The organism is Streptomyces sp. NPDC015345, assembly GCF_043078805.1.
In the GTDB taxonomy this organism is placed as follows: Bacteria; Actinomycetota; Actinomycetes; order Streptomycetales; family Streptomycetaceae; genus Streptomyces.
On sequence record NZ_JBIBTX010000001.1, the window covers coordinates 1321696 to 1338222 of the forward strand.

Here is a 16527-nt window from a genome sequence, read left to right on the forward strand (position 1 = left end):
GGGCACGGGGACGCCCCTAGCGCCCCCATCTGCCCCGTTACGCCGGGCGCCGCCGGACAGACGCGCGTGCGACATTCGCACAAGCCCTCCGCACTCGGAATGCCCCGCTCCCGGCCCCCGAGCCGAACGGGCTCACTTCATGCGGGTGGCCCACTCCTGGACCTTCGCGATGCGCTGCCGCAGCTGCCCCGCCGTGGCCTCCGCGCTCGGCGGCCCGCCACACGTGCGCCGCAGCTCGGTGTGGATCACGCCGTGCGGCTTCCCGCTCTGATGGACGTACGCGCCGACCATCGTGTTCAGCTGCTTGCGCAACCCGAGGAGTTCCTTGTGGGAGACCACGGGCCGCCGCTCGGCGGGCAGTTCGAGCAGGTCCGCCTCCTCGTCCGGCTTCTTGCGGCTGTGCGCGATCTGCCGGGCCTGCCGCTTCTGGAGCAGCATCTGCACCTGGTCGGGTTCGAGGAGACCGGGGATGCCGAGATAGTCCTGCTCCTCCTCGCTCCCCGGATGCGCCTGCATGCCGAACTCGGCGCCGTCGAAGAGCACCCGGTCGAAGACGGCCTCGGACTCCAGCGCCTCGAAGGAGAACTGCTCCTGCTCGCCGGTGTCCTCGTCCTCCTGCTTGTTCGCCTCGTCCATCTCCTTCTCGGACTCGGCGTAGGGGTCCTCCTCCCCCTCCTTCTTCGGCTTGTCGAGGGCGTGGTCGCGCTCGACCTCCATCTCGTTGGCGAAGGTCAGCAGGTCGGGGACGGTCGGCAGGAAGACGGACGCGGTCTCGCCGCGCCGCCGGGACCGCACGAAGCGGCCGACGGCCTGCGCGAAGAACAGCGGCGTGGAGATCGTCGTCGCGTACACGCCGACCGCCAGGCGGGGCACGTCGACGCCCTCGGACACCATGCGGACGGCGACCATCCACCGGTCGGTGCTCGCGCTGAAGTCGTCGATGCGCTTCGAGGCGCCGGTGTCGTCGGAGAGGACGACCGTGGCCTTGCTCCCGGTGATCTCGCGGATCAGCTTGGCGTAGGCGCGCGCGGAGTCCTGGTCGGAGGCGATGACGAGCCCGCCCGCGTCGGGGATGGCCTTCCTGACCTCGGTGAGCCGTGTGTCGGCGGCCTTCAGCACGTTCGGCATCCACTCGCCGCGCGGGTCGAGCGCGGTGCGCCAGGCCTGCGAGACGGCGTCCTTGGTCATCGGCTCGCCGAGGCGCGCGGCGATCTCGTCACCGGCCTTCGTACGCCACCGCATGTTGCCCGAGTACGACAGGAAGATCACCGGCCGCACGACGCCGTCGCCGAGCGCGCTGCCGTAGCCGTAGGTGTAGTCGGCGGAGGAGCGCCGGATGCCGTCGTTCCCTTCTTCGTACGTGACGAAGGGGATCGGGTTGGTGTCGGACCGGAAGGGCGTACCGGTGAGCGCGAGGCGCCGGGTCGCGGGCTCGAAGGCTTCGAGGCAGGCCTCGCCCCAGGACTTCGAGTCACCGGCGTGGTGGATCTCGTCCAGGATGACGAGGGTCTTGCGCTGCTCGGAGCGGTTGCGGTGCAGCATCGGGCGGACGCCGACACCCGCGTACGTCACGGCGACGCCGTGGTACTCCTTGCTGAGCGGGCCCGCGCTGTACTCGGGGTCCAGCTTGATGCCTATGCGGGCGGCCGCCTCGGCCCACTGCTTCTTGAGGTGCTCGGTGGGCGCGACCACGGTGACCTGCTGCACGACATGGTGGTGCAGCAGCCACGACGCGAGCGTGAGCGCGAACGTCGTCTTGCCGGCGCCGGGGGTGGCGACGGCGAGGAAGTCTCGCGGCTGCTCCTGGATGTACTTCTCCATCGCCCCCTGCTGCCAGGCACGCAGCTTGTTGGCGGTGCCCCAGGGGGCGCGGCCGGGGAAGGCCGGGGAGAGGTGGTGGGAGGAGTTGGCGGCGGCGCTGGTGGTAGTCACGGTCTCCGGGTTTTTACGGCTCGGGTACGTACGACAACCGGGCCACCCTACCGGTGAGCTGTTGCCGTACCGCCGGGTTCGGGGCGGCTGCCGGGGCGGGTGCGACGGGTGTCACACGAGGGAGTCAGGGCTTGCGTTCCGTCAGCCGGGTGCCGATCCAGGCTCCCACCAGGGCGACGGCGGCCATGGGCAGGAAGACGGCGACGAAGGCGCCCGGATGCGACGCCGAGACCCCGTCCGTGCCGTGGCCCGCGCCGACCGTGCCCCCGCCGAGCGCGGCGAACGCGGCGCCTCCGACGGCGAGCAGCAGGACGTTCGAGAGTCCGTCGGAGATCTGGAGCGCGGCCGAATTCGACCCCGCGTCCTCGGGCGCCGACAGCTGGAGCAGCAGCACGCTCGTGGAGGCGATGACGGTGCCCATGCCGAAGCAGCCGAGGCCCCAGGCGACCGCGATGATCCACACGGGCACGGCCGCGATGAGGACGGTGGGCGCGGCGGCTATGGACGCGGCGACGAACACCATCCCCGCCGCCACGAACCGCGTCCGGTAGGGCTCCATGCGGGGCCGCGACTGTACGTAGGACCCGAGGGCCCAGGTCGCCCCGCCCACGGCGATCGAGAGCCCGGCCATGGTCGGGCTCAGCCCCCGCTGGGTGACGAGCATCAGCGGCACGAAGGACTCGGCGGCGATGAACGACCCCGCCGCCACGCCGCGCAGCAGCACCACGGAGGGCAGGCCGCGGGCGGCGCGGTAGGTGCCGCGCGGCAGCAGCCCGAGGACGGCCGGCACGAGGACGACGGCGCCGAGCACCGCCGGGAGCAGCGAGAACCACCGCAGGTCCTGACCCGCGTACTGAAGGAGCGCGGCGCCCAGCGAGATCCCGAGCGCGAGGCGGATACGGCGCCGGTCGAAGGGGGCGACGGGCGCCGACGCGTCGACGGGCCCGGCGGCGGTCCGCCGGATCGCGGGCAGCGCGAGGGCGAGCGGCACGACGACGAGGACGGGGATGCCGACGAAGACCCACCGCCACCCGAGGTGCTCGGTGACGGTCCCGGACACCAGCGGCCCCACGACTGACGGCACGACCCAGCTCGCCGCGAAGGCAGCCATGATGGCGGGCCGCAGGTGTTCGGGATACGCCCGGCTGACGACGACGTACAGCGCGACGATCACGAGCCCGCCGCCGAGCCCCTGCACGGCCCGCCCCGCGATGAACAGCCACATCACGCTCGCGGTCCCGCTCAGCAGCAGCCCCGCCGCGAAGAGCGAGATGCCGCCCGCCAGCGGCCCGAGCGGCCCGCGCCGGTCGGACCACTGCCCGCTGAACACCATGCCGAAGAGGCTGGTCGTGAAGTACCCGGAGAACGCGAAGGCGTAGAGCGAGACCCCGTCCAGCTCCCGCGCGGCGACCGGCATCGCGGTCCCGACGGCGGTCGCCTCGAAGGCGATCAGCAGCACGACGGAGACGATGCCGATGCTGAGGGCGCGGTACGGCTTGCCGAGGACACCGGGGCCCTCCGGGCGGGGCGGGGCGGTGGTCTCGGCGGCGACGCCAGTCTCGGTCATGCGCCTCAGGGTAAGAGGCGTGAGCGTGTTTTGCCCCTGTCCGGAGGCGGGGGTTCAGTGGGCCGTTGGTCGTACGTCCGCGATGAAGCGGGACCAGGTGGCGGGGGTGACGGTGAGGTGGGGGGCGGTGGGGGTCTTGGAGTCGCGGATGTGGATGGTGGCGGGGGTGGGGGCGGCGACTTCGACGCAGTCGCTGGGGTCGCTGCTGCTGCTGTAGCTGCTCTTGTGCCAGCCCTGGGCGACCTCTACGCAGTCGCCCGACTCGTTGCTGCTGCTGTAGCTGCTCTTGCGCCAGTCCAGGGCGACTTCGACGCAGTCATCACCCTCGCTACTGCTGCTGTAACTGCTCTTGAACCACTCAAGCTCAGAGGCATCTCCGGCAGAGGCCTTGCGGATCATGTCTCTCCCAGCACTTGCTCGATGAAGGCCAGCGACTCCCGTGGCGTGAGAGCCTGAGCCCGGATCATCCCATAGCGCAGCTCAAGGACCCTGAGCCGCTTCGGATCGGAGACGGGGTGGCCGTTGAAGGCCCCTTCGGAGCGCCCAACGGCCTTGCCGTCGCGGAACTTCAGCACTTCGATCAGGCCTCCCATCCCGGCATGGGCCTCACAGTCGAGCGGCATCACCTGGAAGGTGACGTTGCGCAACTGAGCCACCTCGGCGAGGTGTTCAAGCTGTCGCCTCAGAGCCATTCTCCCTCCGATGGTGCGTCGCAGTGTCGCCTCTTCCTGGACGAAATTGAGAGCGGGTGCGGGCTCACGCTCAAAGATCACCTGCCGGGCCATGCGAGCGCCTACATACCGCTCCACCTGGTCCTGCGAATATGACGGCTGCCGCATCTCGAACAGCGCGAGCATGTGCTCCTCCGTCTGGAGCAACCCGTGGATGTTGTGGTTGCTGTACAACCCCATCTCGACTGCCCGCCCCTCCAGCTTCGCCAAGTCCCGCGTCTTCTTCGGATACCTGGCCTCCCGCATCTTCTCCTTCATGGCGGCGACCAGCCCGCCCGCCTGCAACAGCTCGTCCGCCATGTCCAGATACTCCGGCCGAGGAATCCGCGCCCCGCGCTCGATCTTCCGGACCATGTCCTCCCCGTAGCCGATCGCGTCGGCGAACTCCGCTGTACGGAGCCCCGCCGCCTCCCTCCGCAGCTTCAGGTGCTGGCCGACCATCTCGACCGCCGCACTGATCTCGTCCTCCGGATCGACGTCCCAACCGGGTTCGTCCACACCGTCGTTGTGCTCTTCCACCGCGCCCACCTCCGACGTCCGTCCAGGTCCAACGCGCACTCGTACCCGTACGTCACCCGAGACAGCCGAGACAACGCGGGACAAGCACGGGACAAACGCGATACGCACCGCCCGCGCCCCTGTTCACGGCGCACCCACGCGGCCACGCTGAGTGACGTGAACCAAGAAACCACCGGGGTGCAGAGCCCCGCCCCCACACACCAGTTCACGGTCCTGCTCTCCGCCACGCGAAGGGGCGCCCGCCTGGCCAGGCTCCTGGCGCGGGAGCAACTCCGCAGCTGGGGGCGCCCGTACGAGATCGCGGAGCACATCGTCGCCGAGCTGGCGAACAACGCGGCACTGCACGGCCACGTCCCCGGCAGAAGCTTCCGCCTGGCCCTGATGCTCACCGAGGCGGACACGCTCCGTATCGAGGTGACGGACGCGAGGGCGGACCGTCACCCGCCGAGCACCGCCCAACGACCGCTGCCGGAAGCCGAGTCGGGCCGGGGCCTCCTCCTGGTGGAGGCCCTGTCGGACCGCTGGGGCACGACGGACGGCCCCGTCCCCTGTAAGACGGTGTGGGCGGAGCTGGCCTGCCCGCCCTCTTCTTCACACCGCTGAAGCCGCCGCACGCAAGGCGGCGGTCGCCGTACCGTCCGAGATCGGGTCACCGTGTCCGAAGACCACCGTGTCGACGTCCAGCTCGGCGAGCCGCCGCAGCGACGCGATGGCCCGGGCGCGGTCGGTATTGAAGACGCCCAGCATGGTCTGACCGACGTTGGCGACCGCGTCGCCGGTGAACAGTGCCCTCGGTCCGGGCAGGTGGAGAGCGATCGAGCCGTCCGTGTGTCCGGGTACCGCGACCACCACCGCCCCGCCGCCGAACTCCAGCACGTCGCCGTCCTCCACCTCCCGGTCCACCCGGCACGGCGGGGCCGGTGGCAGAGGCGGAATGGATGCCCGGATCGGCTTCTCGAACTCCTCCAGTACCGGCGGCTCGCCTGCCGCCTCGCCCCGGATCACCGGCGCCTCCAGCCGGTGCGCCACCACCTCCGCGCCGTGCCGGGCGGCGAGTTCGGCGGCCGAGCCCGTGTGGTCCTCGTGCCAGTGCGTCAGCACGATCCGCCGCAGCCTGCCGTCCAGCACGTCATCGATCAGAGCGGCGCAGTCCGCCGTCCCGGTGTCGATCAGGGTCAGCCCGTCGTCGTCCCGCCAGAGATAGGCGGCCCCCACGGGGAAGCGGAGCATGCGCAGGCTCGGCAGTATCTCGATCACGTCCATGGCCTCAGCCTGCACGGGGCCGCCCTCGCGGCGACAGCTTCGTTCGCTGACGGCACAGCGGACGAGAGGTGCGCGCGTCGGCGGAAGGGCAGGCCGCCGGTCAGTCGGTGCTCGGCTTCGCGAACTCCTCAATAAGTACGGGGTACTGCTCACCCCCGTGCCCCGCGGCGATCGCGCGGTCCGCCATGGCCTTGAACAGCTTCGGGAGTTCCGCGTTGACGCCCGCCGCCTCGCTCTCCTCGATCAGGTGGGCCATGGACCGCGCGTCGGTCTCCAGGGCGGCGACCTCGGCGGGGAAGGAACCCTTGTCGATCTGCTCGGCGTAACCGGGCAGCCAGTCGGCGACACCGGCGGCCATGAGGCGTGCGAACGGCGCGTACGTCACGGCGTCGACACCGGCGGTCCGAAGCAGGGCGGTGCCCTGGAGCCAGGCGTTGAGGACGCTCCACATCATGGCCAGGCCCGCCACGTCGTACAGCGACGCGAGCCCGGGGTCGGCGCCGAGGTAGGTGAGGGTGCCGAGCGCTTCGAGTGCCGGCTCGTGGGCCTCGAAGTCCGCTCGGGGCCCGCTGTGCAGGATGACCGCGTCGGCGGTGCCGATCACCGGCGGGATGGCCATGAGGGCGCCGTCGAGGTAGCGGGCGCCGCGCCGCTCGGCCCAGCTGGCGGCCTCCCGGGCCTGGGCCGAGTCACCCGAGGTGAGGTTGACCAGCGTCGTACCGTCCAGTTCGACGTCGCTCGCGCCGAGGAGTGCGCGTACGGCCTCGTAATCGGTGACGCAGAGGACGGTCAGGGGGCTCGCCTTGAGCGCGGCGGCGATCGATGGCGCCAAGGACGCCCCCTCGGACACCAGTTGATCGGCCTTGGCGGCCGTACGGTTCCAGACGGTGGTGGGGTGACCGGCCTTCAGGAACGCGGCGGCGAGCGCCTGGCCCATCAGTCCGAGTCCGATGACTGTCACGGGGGTTTCGCTTCGGTTGCTCATGACAGGATCTTCAACGTTCATACCGGTGTGAAGGTCAAGCGAGGGCGCGATGTTGATCGGGGAACTCAGCCGCCGGGCGGGCGTAAACGCCCACCAGTTGCGCTACTACGAGGCCCAGGGCCTGCTGGAGGTGGACCGGGGTGCGAACGGCTACCGCGAGTACGACGAGAGCGCCGTGCTGCGGGTGAAGCAGATCCGGCACCTGCTGGGCGCCGGTCTGTCCTCCGAGGACATCGCGTACGTACTGCCGTGCGCGCTCGGGGAGGCACCGGAGCTGCCGGGGTGCCCCGAGCTGCTGACCGCGATGCGGGGGCGGCTGCGGCGGCTGGAGGACCAGATGGCCACGCTCGCCGGGTCCCGCGACGCCCTCACCCGATACATCGACGCCGCCGAGCGGATGGGCGGCGACAGTTACCCGCCCTTCGACGGCGCCGCGTCGTAGGTCATCCGGTCAGCCCATGCTGCGCGCCCCGTCCAGCGCCTCGCGGATGATGTCGGCGTGGCCCGCGTGCTGCGCGGTCTCACCGATGATGTGCAGCAGGGTGCGGCGCGCCGACCACCGCGTGCCGGGCTTGGTCCAGGGGGCCTCCGGCAGCGGGTAGGTCACGTCGAGGGAGGGCAGGCCGGCGACCACCTCGTCGGTGCGGCGGGCGGCTTCGGCGTAGGCGTCCAGCACGCCCGCCAGGGTCTCGCCGGGCAGCATGCGGAACTCCTCGGCCCGCCGCGCCCAGTCGGCCTCGGTCATGTCGCTCACGCCGACCAGCGCGGACTGACCCTCCAGCATGAAGGCGCTCCACCTCCTCTCGACCGAGGTGACGTGCTTGATCAGCCCGCCCAGGCACAGCTCGCTCACCGTGGTGCGCAGCCCGGCCTGCTCGTCGGTGAGGTCGCGGGTGGTGTGCCGCAACATCTCCCGGTGCCCGTCCAACGCGTCCAGCAGATCGTGCATGGTCTCCGCCTTTCCGTACGTACTGCTCCGCCTGTTCCGTTGCCAGAAAGAACGTACGAACCAAGTAGGTCAATTCCAGTCCTACTTGAAGGTCGCGCCCGTCATGAACGGCACATGGCAGTCACATTGCATGCCCCGCCGTTCCCTTGAGGCCCCGCAGTCACCCCCGCTACGTTCAAGGAGTCAGGTCGATGACTTGGCCGTGTGCCCGAGTGGCTGAGGGGCTGGACTGCAAATCCAGTAACGCGGGTTCGATTCCCGCCACGGCCTCCACAGCGGGTCTCAGGCGACCCGCGCCTCATCCAGCCGCCCCAGAACCGCGTCCACCGTCTCCTCCACGCTCATCTCCGAGCTGTCCAGCCAGAGGCCGATCCGCGGGGTCGTCTCGCGCAGGCCCGTGTCCAGGTCCTGGACCGTCCAGGCGCCGTAGCCCGTCTTGCCGCGGCCGGCCTCGCGGGCGGCGACCACGTCGGGGCGCGGGGCGAGGACGATGACGTACAGGGGGCGCGTGCGGACGAGGTCCACGTACGTCTTCAGCTGCTCGCCCAGGATGACGTCCTGGACGACCGCCGTGAAACCGGCACGCGCGTACGCGTCCGCCGTGGACGCCGACAGGCCGTACCGCAGGGCGAGTTGGGCCTCCGCCTCGCCCCCGGCGTCCGGCTCGTACTCCACGCCGCCCGAGACGATCATGCGGCGGTAGACGTCGCCCCGCACATGCGCGGCCTTCGGCAGCCGCTCGGCCAACGCCTGCGCCACCGTGGACTTTCCGGACGCCATGATGCCGGTGAGGACGATGACACCGGTGGGGGGAGGGGAGGCAGTCATGCCGCCCATGGTGCCACCGGGCCCCCGGCCTCACGAACGGATTACTGCGCCACCGCCGCCTGCGGGCGGATCGGGAGGCGGTTGACCGGGCGGCCCGTCGCCGCGCGCACCGCCGAGGCGATCGCCGCCGGAGAGGTGACCACCGGGACCGCGCTGGCCGCCTTCGCGCCGAAGGGGGCGACGACGTCCCGCTCCTCCACCAGCTTCACGATGCGGATGTCGGGGGTGTCCAGGGAGGTGGGCAGCGCGTACCCGGTGAGGTCGGGATGGCGGACCAGGCCGCGCGGGGTACGGAGGTTCTCCGTGAGCGCCGCGCCCACGCCCTGCGTGACGCCCGCCTCGATGCGGGTCCTCAGCTGGGCCGGGTTGAGGATGCGGCCCACGTCCTGGGCGACGGCCAGCTCGACGACCCGTACGGAACCGAGTTCGATGTCCACGTCGACCACCGCGCGGATCGCGCAGAACGCCATGCCCACGAAGGCATCGCCCTGCCCGGCCTCGTCCAGCGGCTCGGTGGGATGCGGCCGGCACTGGGCGGTGGCCCACAGTTCCTTGCCGTCCAGCGCCTCGGTGACCGTCGTGGACAGCACGCCGTCGTACGAGGTGATCTTGCCGTCCGTGATCTGGAGCAGCTCGGTGGACATGCCGAACTTGTGGGCCAGCGGCTGGAGCAGCTGCGTCCTGACCATCTTCGCCGCGCGCTCCACCGCGCCGCCCGACACCCAGGTGTGGCGGCCGCGGCAGCTCGGGCCCGCCGGGGGCTGGTCGGTGTCGACGGGGGCCACGCGCACGTCCTCGATGCCCAGCGTCTCCTGGACGATCTGGCGGGCCAGCGTCGTGAAGCCCTGGCCGGTCTCGACGGCCGCGCAGATCACCGTCGCGACGCCGTCGTGGACCTTCACCGTGGCCGTGGAGACCTCGTCCGCGCCTTCCGCGCCGAGGAGCTGGACCATGCCGAGGCCGTAGCCGACGCCGCGCCGCACGGCGGCCGGTTCGCCCGCGCCCTCGGGGCCGCCGGGCAGCAGCCACTCGTCCACGGGGGTGTCCTTGGGCAGCTCGGGGAGGGGAAAGTCCCGCACGGCGGCGAGGAGTTCGGCCACGGGGGCCGGGCACGTCACCGTCTGGCCGGTGGGCATGATGTCGCCGGTCGCCATGGCGTTGCGCAGCCGCAGCTCGGCGGGGTCGACGCCCAGCTTCTTGGCGATCTTGTCCATCTGCGCCTCGTACGCGGCGCACACCTGCATGGCGCCCTCGCCCCGGACGTGTCCGGAGGGTGGATTGTTCGTACGGACCGCCCAGCCCTCGATGAAGGCGTTCGGTACGACGTAGGGGCCGCAGGCGAAGGAGACGGCCGCGGCCAGGGCCTCCGCCGACGTGTCCGCGTACGCGCCCGCATCCAGCAGGATCTGCGCCTCCACCTTCACCAGGCGGCCCTCGGCGTCCGCGTGGTGGCGGTAGCGCAGCAGGGTGGGGTGGCGGTGGGCGTGGCCGAGGAAGGACTCCTCGCGGGTCGCGGTGAGCTTGACGGGGCAGCCGGTGCGCAGCGCGAGCAGGCCGAGCGGGAGTTGGAAGCTCGCGTCCTCCCGGTCGGCGGTGGCGCCCGGGACGCCCGTGACGACGACCTTGACCTGGTCGGCGGCCAGGCCGTAGCAGGCGGCGGCCCGGTCGCGGTCGGCGTGCGGGTCGGTGGAGGCGACGTACAGCTCCACTCCCCCGTCGGGACGTGGCACCGCGAGCCCGGCCTCCGCGCCGATCGGCGCCGGGTCCTGGCGGCCGATGCGGTACAGCCCCTCGACGACGAGCTCGCCGACGGCCTCCGGGTCGCCGTGCCGCAGCGGGATGTGGCGGATCAAGTTGCCGTCGGGGTGCAGCGGCTCGGCCTCGAAGGCCTTCTCCGGGTCGGTGACCGGTTCAAGGACCTCGTACTCGACGATGACGGCGGCGGCCGCCATGCGCGCGGTGTCGGGGTGGTCGGCGGCCACGGCGGCGATGGGCTCACCGTGGTGGCGTACGACATCGGAGGCGAAGACCGGCCGGTCCGGCGTCCGGCGGCCGTGCAGCGCGTCGCCGGGCACGTCCTCGTGGGTGATGACGGCGTGCACGCCCGGCATCTCCAGGGCGTGGCTGGTGTCGATGGAGACGATGCGGGCGTGCGCGTACGGGGAACGCAGCACCGCCGCCCACAGCAGGCCCTCGGCCCACAGGTCGGCGGCGTAGGGGAAGGTGCCCTCCGTCTTGGCGCGGCACTCCGCCGACGGCAGGGACGCGCCGATGCCGTGCGGCAGCGGCTCGCCGCCCGGCGCGTTGTCGGCGGGCGCGGCCGCGGTGCCGGTGTCCTCGCTCACGCCTGGCCTCCGTCCTCGTACATGGTCTGGTGGACGCCACCGGCACCCGGGGGCGCCTGGTGCGGGATGCGGGCCTCGTCGGCCTGCTGGTGTACGTCCCGCTCCGGTGCCGGCTGCGCCGAAGCCTCCGCCGCCGCGGACGCCTCGCGCTCGGCGACCACCTCGCGCACGGCGTCGAGCACCCCTCGGTAGCCCGAGCAGCGGCACAGATTGCCGCACAGCGCGCGGCGGGTCTCCAGCTCGCTGGGGGCGGGGTTGCCCTCCAGGAGGTCGTGCACGGTCATGGCCATGCCCGGCACGCAGAAGCCGCACTGCACGGCGCCGCACGCGGCGAGCGCGCGCTGCACGTCGGAGGGCTGCCCGTCGGTGGCCAGGCCCTCGACGGTGCGGATCTCACTGCCCGCGGTGGTGGCGGCGGGCACCAGGCAGGAGGCGACGAGGCGGCCGTCCACCTGGACGTTGCACGCCCCGCACTCGCCTTGCGAGCAGCCGTCCTTGGCGCCCGCGAGGCCGAGCCGCTCCCGCAGGACGTAGAGCAGGGACTCACCGATCCAGGCGTCCGTGACGGGGCGGTCGGTGCCGTTCACGCGCAGGACGTAGGAGCCGAGGGGGTGGTCGTCGTGGAGGGGGTTGGGCGCGATGACGGGGGCGTCGTCGGTTGCCTCTGCCGCCTCGGTCGCGTCTGCCGCCCCTGCCGTCTCGGTCGTCTCTGCCGTCGCCTCCTCGGCCGCCTGCGTCCCGCCGGGCTCGCCCGCGTCGGCGGGCTCACCGGACGCGTCGGGCTCGGCGGCCGCGTCGGGCTCGGCGGCCGTGTCGAGTGCCTCGTCCGTCGTGCCGGGCAGACCCGGCCCGTCCGGTCCGTCTGCGGGCCCGGGCTCCACGGCAGCTTCGGGCGCCGCTTCCGGCACCGCTTCGGCGTCGGTCTCCGGGGCGGCCTCGGCCACGTCGACCTGCTCGGCGGCCTCGAACTCCTCCGTCGGCTCCGAGGTCTCCAGGACGTCCGCGATCTCCGCGGCCTCGGCGGCCTCCTGAGCGGCCTCGGCGGCGTCCCGGGCGGCTTCGACGGCCTGCGCCGCCCGCGCTGCCTCCGCGGCCCGTGCCGCCTCGGCCCCCGACTGCCCCGCGGGCGGCACGCTGACCGCCCGCAGCAGCGTCGTCTGCTCGAACCGGCTCTCGCGCGGCTCCGGCTGCGGGTCCTCCGCGTGCTCCGCGTGCTCCGGGGTCTCCTGGAGCTGCCGCGCGGCCTCCTGAGGCGGCGTGCCCCAGGGCGCACCGGACCCCGCGCCCGTCGCCCACGGCGCGGGCGCGCCGCCCGGCAGGGTCGCGGGCGGCATGCCGCTCCCGGCCCAGGCGTCGTGCCGCGTCCGCGCCGGGTAGGCCAGCTCGCCGGCCTGCGAGGACGCCGTGTACTCGCCCGACTCGTCCGGGAGATCACCACCGGCGACGGGAATCGACCACTGCCCGGTGATGTCGGAGGAGGGCGCGGCGACGCCCTGCCCGTACTGCTGCCCGTAGCCCTGGCCGTGCTCCTGGCCGTGGTCCTGACCGTGCGCGTGGCCCTGGTCGTACCCGGGGGCGGCGGCGTCGTACTCCTGCTGCTCGTAGCCCTGGGCCTGCTGCTCGTACCCCTGCCCGTACGCCTGTCGCTCCGCCGCGTCGCCGTCGGTGAAGCTCCACTGTCCGGTCGCCCGGGGGTCGTAGCCGTGGTGCTGGTCCTGCTGGTGGGGCTGCTGTTCGGCGTGGGGCCGCTGCGCCGTGCCCGCGTCGGGCCAGCTCACCGTCTGGTGCCCGCCGCCCGCCGCGCCCGTCACCTCGGGCGGCATGACCCAGGTGCCGGTCGCCGCCGGGTCGGTGGCGTCCGACGTGGTCGGGGTGACCGTTATCTGCGGCGGCACATAGCCGTGGCCCGGCGCGGCGAGCGGGGTGTCGAGCATGCCCTCGGGGAGCTGCACGAACGCCGTGGCGTCCGAGTCGTACTCGCCCTGCGGATGCGGCTGCCAGCCGCCGCCGTTGTGGGTGTTCCGGTCGTCGCTCACGACAGCGCCCTCCCCAGTGCTCGTCGGGCCAGCGCGGCGACGGTGCGCCGCAGGTGCAGTACGGCGGGCGTCAACGGCTGTTCGGTGCCGTCGGCCGCCGGGGGCTGGTCGGGGATGCAGGCGGCGGCGACGTACTCGCCGAAGGCGGTGACCGCCTCCGGCACGAGGCTGCCGCGCCCGCCGTCCCAGTCGATCAGGGAGGCCACCCACTGCTCGGCCTCCAGGGGCCGCAGCGGCATGGGCGCGATGGCGCCGACCGCGCAGCGCACACCGCGCCGGGCGGGGTCGAGGACCAGCGCGACGGACGCGGTGGCCCGGCCGGGGCCGGTGCGCCCGGTCGCCTTGAGGAAGACCTGGGGGGCGTGCAGCAACGGCACGCGCACGAAGCCGATGAGCTCGCCGGGGCGGAGCATCTCCATGCCCGCGAGCAGGTGCGAGACGGGGACCTCGCGGCGGGCGCCGCCGGGTCCCGCGATGATCAGGACGGCTTCGAGGGCGGCGAGGACGGGCAGCGCGTCGCCGGTGGGCGCGGCCGAGGCGATGTTGCCGCCGAGGGTGCCCGCGTTGCGGATCTGGGGCGGTCCCGCGGCGCGCGCGGCGGCGGCCAGGGCGGGGATCAGCGCGGCGAAGTCGGGGCGGCCCATGCGTGCGTGGGTGAGACCGGCGCCGAGCAGGGCGTGGCCGTCCTGGTACTGCCAGCCGCGGATCTCGCTGATGCGGCCGAGGCCGACGAGGGCGGCGGGGCGCAGCTGTCCGGAGTTTACGGAGGTCATCAGGTCCGTGCCGCCGGCGACGGGCACGGCGGCGGGCATGGCGGCGAGTGCCGCCACGGCCTCGTCGAGCGTGGCGGGCAGCTTCACCGACCGCGGTGTCTGTGCCGCCTGCGGTGCGTGCGTGGTCAAAACCGGCTGCCCCTTCCCGATGCCCGGCCGCGTACCTCACCTACGTCGCGTACGTGAAGTGCTCGCCGTTCGCGACGTGTCGCCGTTACGCCTGTTCCGCCGTACGGTACGTGCTCACAGCCCGGACGTGGCAACTCTGGCACATCTTCGCCGGGGGCCGACGCGGGGGTCCGCTAGGAGGCATTCGTCCCCGGACCAGGGGGATATGCCGTTTTCGCACTGCTTCCGGCGGCCCGCGTTCGGGGCAACGGGCCGCCGGTTCCGCGCACCCGGACGGGCCCTCACACGTTCGGGGGCGGCCCCTCGATCGGGCGGCCGAGGTCGCTGTTGGTCAGCCCTTCGGGGGCCGGCCGCCGCTGCCGGGGCAGAGGGCCGCCCGGCGGGCGGTAGTCGACGCCGAGGGCGTCAAGTCGCGCGTAGTGGGCCTCCATGCGGCGGCCGAAGTCCGCGAAGTCCCGTTCGGCGGGGGCCGGCAGGCGGCGCCAGGCCACCTCGCAGAAGGCGGCGAGACGCGGGAACACCTGGTAGTCGACGCGGTCCTGGTTCTCCATCACCTCGGTCCAGACATTGGCCTGGGTGCCGATGACGTGCGCGGCCTCCTCCTCCGTCAGCTCCGCGGGGACGGGTTCAAAGCGGTAGACGTCTTCGAGCGTGCGGACGAATCCGATGGGCATCGGCTCGTCGGGTCCGCCGTCCTGCCGGTGGTCCAAGTAGACCTGCTGTTCGGGGCACATGATGACGTCGTGGCCCGACTTGGCCGCGGCGATGCCGCCCCGGTAGCCGCGCCAGGAGGAGACGGTGGCGCCTTCGGCGAGGCCGCCATCCAGGATCTCGTCCCAGCCGATGAGCCGCCGCCCGCGCTCGGTGAGCCAGGTGTCGAAGTGCCGGATGAACCAGCTCTGGAGCCCGTCCTCGCCGTCGACCCCGAGCTCCTTGATGCGGTCCTGCGCGGCGGGCGACGCCTTCCACTGGTCCCTGGGGCACTCGTCGCCGCCGACGTGGACGAAGGTGGACGGGAAGAGGTCGAGGATCTCCTCGAAGACGCCTTCGTAGAAGCGGAGTACGTCCTCGGTGGGTGCGAGGACGTTCTTGCTGACGCCCCAGGTGTCCCAGACGGTGAGCGCCCCGGTGTCGACGACGTCCGTGTTGCCGAGGTGCGGGTAGGCGCTGATGGCGGCCTGCGAGTGGCCCGGGATGTCGATCTCGGGGACGACGGTGATGTGCAGGGAGTCGGCGTACGCGACGATCTCGCGGATGTCGTCCTGCGTGTAGAAGCCGCCGTGCGGGCGCTCCTCCCACAGCGGCGAGTTGCGGTGACCCCACTTGGAGCGCGCCCGCCACGAACCAGTCTCCGTCAGCTTGGGGTGGCGCTTGATCTCCACGCGCCAGCCCTGGTCATCGGTGAGGTGGAAGTGGAAGACGTTGAGCTTGTGGGCGGCGAGCAGGTCGAGGTAGCGCAGGACGCCGTCCTTCGGCATGAAGTGCCGTGCGACGTCGAGCATCATGCCGCGCCAGCCGAAGCGGGGCGCGTCCTCGATGACGCACGCCGACAAGGAGTGCCGTGCGCCGGGCCGCAGTGGCGCGCGCCGGAAGGCGTCGGGACCGAAGAGCTGGCGGAGGGTCTGGGCGCCCCAGAAGACGCCCGAGGCCGCGCCGCCGCGGATCTCGACGCGGGCCTCGTCGATGGTGAGCCGGTACGCCTCCGGCTCCAGGGCGGCGTCCACCAGCAGGGAGACGGAGCCGCCCGCGCCCTCGGCGCCGGGGGTGAGCGGGAGCCCGAGCGCGGCGCCGAGCGTGGCGCGGAGCCAGCGTTCGGTGGACTCGGTGCCGGGGCCTGCCCACAGGGTGGTGGCGGGACCGGCGACGAAGGAGGAACCAGGCATGGCCTCGGCGCGTGCGGGCGCCGGGATGATTTCAGCGAGCGGCGCGAAGCGCCTTCCATGAGGGCGGTGGTGGGCGACGGGTGGGCGCTCAAGGGTCATGGCGCGTAAGGCTGTCACGCGATCGCGCCACGCAAAAGGGGCGTTGCGGTACACGCAACGCCCCCTGAGCGAAGGGGTCTCACCAAGGACCGGAAAGGGTGACTACTTCTTGCCGCCCTTGCCGTCCTTGCCGCCCTTGTCCTTGTCGCCGCCTGCGCCCATGGACTCGTAGATCTCCTTGCACATGGGACAGACGGGGTACTTCTTCGGGTCGCGGCCGGGGACCCACACCTTGCCGCAGAGCGCGACGACGGGCGTGCCGTCGAGCGCGCTCGCCATGATCTTGTCCTTCTGGACGTAGTGCGCATAGCGCTCGTGGTCGCCGTCACCGTGCGACACCTGCGGCGTCGGCTCTACGAGGGTCCCCGTACCTGCCCCGCGCTCGGGCTCGGGCTCAAGAGTGCTCATAAGGGCCAAGGGTACTCACGCGCACGGCATCCCGGCAGCGGCCGCCGCCCTCCGGGGGGACCCGTTCGCGTCGCGCGGCC

Annotated in this window: 15 protein-coding genes and 1 tRNA gene; 3 read left to right on the forward strand and 13 right to left on the reverse strand. The window is 72.4% G+C overall.

Annotated elements, in window-relative coordinates:
• Positions 1-132 precede the first annotated feature (132 nt).
• The 4 genes from ACF062_RS05990 to ACF062_RS06005 all read right to left on the reverse strand — a co-directional run bounded on the left by ACF062_RS05990 (position 133) and on the right by ACF062_RS06005 (position 4758).
• On the reverse strand, positions 133-1932 hold the full coding sequence (locus tag ACF062_RS05990; RefSeq protein WP_392136181.1) for a DEAD/DEAH box helicase: 1800 nt from the start codon (positions 1930-1932) through the stop codon (positions 133-135).
• Positions 1933-2056: 124 nt separating this feature from the next.
• Positions 2057-3499 (reverse strand): MFS transporter, encoded by a 1443-nt coding sequence (locus tag ACF062_RS05995; protein WP_392136184.1) that lies wholly within the window; start codon positions 3497-3499, stop codon positions 2057-2059.
• Positions 3500-3553: 54 nt separating this feature from the next.
• Positions 3554-3898: a DUF397 domain-containing protein gene (locus ACF062_RS06000; protein WP_392136187.1), complete on the reverse strand. Its 345-nt coding sequence runs from the start codon at positions 3896-3898 to the stop codon at positions 3554-3556.
• Complete coding sequence (locus ACF062_RS06005) at positions 3895-4758, reverse strand: helix-turn-helix transcriptional regulator (RefSeq protein ID WP_392136190.1); 864 nt, start codon at positions 4756-4758, stop codon at positions 3895-3897. Before ACF062_RS06005 ends, ACF062_RS06000 begins: the two co-directional genes overlap by 4 nt.
• A gap of 147 nt (positions 4759-4905) precedes the next feature.
• Here ACF062_RS06005 and ACF062_RS06010 point away from each other — a divergent pair, with 147 nt between their 5' ends.
• Positions 4906-5352, forward strand: coding sequence for an ATP-binding protein (locus ACF062_RS06010; protein WP_392136193.1), 447 nt, complete (start codon positions 4906-4908; stop codon positions 5350-5352).
• Here ACF062_RS06010 and ACF062_RS06015 read toward each other — a convergent pair.
• Both ACF062_RS06015 and ACF062_RS06020 read right to left on the reverse strand, forming a co-directional pair.
• Complete coding sequence (locus tag ACF062_RS06015) at positions 5341-6012, reverse strand: MBL fold metallo-hydrolase (protein WP_392136195.1); 672 nt, start codon at positions 6010-6012, stop codon at positions 5341-5343. The genes ACF062_RS06010 and ACF062_RS06015 overlap by 12 nt on opposite strands.
• Positions 6013-6112: 100 nt before the next feature.
• Positions 6113-6997: an NAD(P)-dependent oxidoreductase gene (locus ACF062_RS06020; protein ID WP_392136197.1), complete on the reverse strand. Its 885-nt coding sequence runs from the start codon at positions 6995-6997 to the stop codon at positions 6113-6115.
• A gap of 49 nt (positions 6998-7046) precedes the next feature.
• Here ACF062_RS06020 and ACF062_RS06025 point away from each other — a divergent pair, with 49 nt between their 5' ends.
• Positions 7047-7439 (forward strand): MerR family transcriptional regulator, encoded by a 393-nt coding sequence (locus ACF062_RS06025; RefSeq protein ID WP_392136199.1) that lies wholly within the window; start codon positions 7047-7049, stop codon positions 7437-7439.
• Positions 7440-7448: 9 nt separating this feature from the next.
• Here ACF062_RS06025 and ACF062_RS06030 read toward each other — a convergent pair whose 3' ends face one another.
• On the reverse strand, positions 7449-7946 hold the full coding sequence (locus ACF062_RS06030; protein ID WP_392136202.1) for a DinB family protein: 498 nt from the start codon (positions 7944-7946) through the stop codon (positions 7449-7451).
• Between the two features lie 198 nt (positions 7947-8144).
• Here ACF062_RS06030 and ACF062_RS06035 point away from each other — a divergent pair.
• Positions 8145-8219: transfer RNA gene (locus ACF062_RS06035), tRNA-Cys, on the forward strand.
• Positions 8220-8228: 9 nt separating this feature from the next.
• On the opposite strand, the gene ACF062_RS06040 is transcribed toward ACF062_RS06035, so the two are convergent.
• The 6 genes from ACF062_RS06040 to ACF062_RS06065 all read right to left on the reverse strand — a co-directional run bounded on the left by ACF062_RS06040 (position 8229) and on the right by ACF062_RS06065 (position 16447).
• Complete coding sequence (locus ACF062_RS06040) at positions 8229-8774, reverse strand: AAA family ATPase (protein WP_392136204.1); 546 nt, start codon at positions 8772-8774, stop codon at positions 8229-8231.
• A 41-nt stretch (positions 8775-8815) separates the two neighbouring features.
• Positions 8816-11119 carry a xanthine dehydrogenase family protein molybdopterin-binding subunit gene (locus ACF062_RS06045; RefSeq protein ID WP_392136207.1) on the reverse strand — a complete coding sequence of 768 codons (2304 nt, stop codon included), beginning with the start codon at positions 11117-11119 and terminating at the stop codon, positions 8816-8818.
• Positions 11116-13155 carry a (2Fe-2S)-binding protein gene (locus ACF062_RS06050; protein ID WP_392136210.1) on the reverse strand — a complete coding sequence of 680 codons (2040 nt, stop codon included), beginning with the start codon at positions 13153-13155 and terminating at the stop codon, positions 11116-11118. Before ACF062_RS06050 ends, ACF062_RS06045 begins: the two co-directional genes overlap by 4 nt.
• A complete protein-coding gene (locus ACF062_RS06055) occupies positions 13152-14057 on the reverse strand; it encodes a xanthine dehydrogenase family protein subunit M (RefSeq protein ID WP_223774896.1) in 906 nt (301 codons plus the stop codon). Before ACF062_RS06055 ends, ACF062_RS06050 begins: the two co-directional genes overlap by 4 nt.
• A 281-nt stretch (positions 14058-14338) precedes the next feature.
• A complete protein-coding gene (locus ACF062_RS06060) occupies positions 14339-16039 on the reverse strand; it encodes a beta-N-acetylhexosaminidase (protein WP_392136213.1) in 1701 nt (566 codons plus the stop codon).
• Between the two features lie 102 nt (positions 16040-16141).
• Positions 16142-16447: a DUF3039 domain-containing protein gene (locus tag ACF062_RS06065; RefSeq protein WP_055550135.1), complete on the reverse strand. Its 306-nt coding sequence runs from the start codon at positions 16445-16447 to the stop codon at positions 16142-16144.
• Positions 16448-16527: the final 80 nt, after the last annotated feature.